Annotated in this window: 4 tRNA genes and 1 rRNA gene; all 5 read left to right on the top strand. The window is 48.3% G+C overall.

Annotated features, from left to right (window positions below):
• Nucleotides 1–133 precede the first annotated feature (133 nt).
• A 5S ribosomal RNA gene (gene rrf, locus D8854_RS09730) occupies nt 134–249 on the top strand.
• Nucleotides 250–278: 29 nt separating this feature from the next.
• Nucleotides 279–351, top strand: a tRNA-Val gene (locus D8854_RS09735).
• A 2-nt stretch (nt 352–353) separates the two neighbouring features.
• A tRNA-Asp gene (locus D8854_RS09740) sits at nt 354–426 on the top strand.
• Nucleotides 427–448: 22 nt separating this feature from the next.
• A tRNA-Lys gene (locus D8854_RS09745) sits at nt 449–521 on the top strand.
• Between the two features lie 5 nt (nt 522–526).
• Nucleotides 527–608: transfer RNA gene (locus tag D8854_RS09750), tRNA-Leu, on the top strand.
• Nucleotides 609–610: the final 2 nt, after the last annotated feature.

The raw sequence follows: 610 nt of genomic DNA on the forward strand, positions 1-610 counted from the left end.
GGAAGTGTGGTGACACATGTAGCGGACTAATACTAATAGCTCGAGGACTTATCCAAAGTAACTGAGAAAACTTAGCGTATGGTTTTTCTAATTATTTGATAGNTATTCAATTTTGAGTAGGTATTACTCAGAGTTAAGTGACGATAGCCTAGGAGATACACCTGTACCCATGCCGAACACAGCAGTTAAGCCCTAGAACGCCGGAAGTAGTTGGGGGTTGCCCCCTGTGAGATATGGAAGTCGCTTAGCAGAATAGGAAGTTTAGAGGCTTCCTTTTTGGGAGTTTAGCTCAGCTGGGAGAGCATCTGCCTTACAAGCAGAGGGTCAGCGGTTCGATCCCGTTAACTCCCATAGGTCCCGTAGTGTAGCGGTTATCACGTCGCCCTGTCACGGCGAAGATCGCGGGTTCGATTCCCGTCGGGACCGTAAGATAACGGAAGTTATTTTAGACTCGTTAGCTCAGTTGGTAGAGCAATTGACTTTTAATCAATGGGTCACTGGTTCGAGCCCAGTACGGGTCATATTTGCGGGTTTGGCGGAATTGGCAGACGCACCAGATTTAGGATCTGGCGCTTAACGGCGTGGGGGTTCAAGTCCCTTAACCCGCATA

The organism is Streptococcus mitis (assembly GCF_003943905.1).
GTDB lineage: Bacteria > Bacillota > Bacilli > Lactobacillales > Streptococcaceae > Streptococcus > Streptococcus mitis_BC.